Below are 243 nucleotides of genomic sequence, written 5' to 3' on the forward strand. Positions count from 1 at the left end.
CTCGACACCTATCTCGAGCAGTTCGAGGCGGCGGCCAAGGCCAACGGCGTCCACGTGCACTGGGCCGAGGACGGGGCGGCGCACAACCGCATCGTCCACGCCATCCTGCGCGACCACGGCGCCCGGCGCCTGATCAAGTCGAAGTCGATGCTCACCGAGGAGTGTGGATTCCGCCACTTCATGGAGGGCGAGGGCGTCGAGATCATCGAGACCGATCTCGGCGAGCGCATCCAGCAGCTCGAC

At 67.1% G+C, this 243-nt stretch carries 1 protein-coding gene; it reads left to right on the top strand.

Annotated elements, in window-relative coordinates; genetic code table 11:
• The coding region (locus tag AX737_RS09330; RefSeq protein WP_197430518.1) for an LUD domain-containing protein at positions 1-243 on the top strand (243 nt) is incomplete at both ends.

This window comes from Methylobacterium sp. CCH5-D2, assembly GCF_001556475.1.
Taxonomy (GTDB): Bacteria; Pseudomonadota; Alphaproteobacteria; order Rhizobiales; family Beijerinckiaceae; genus Methylobacterium; species Methylobacterium hispanicum.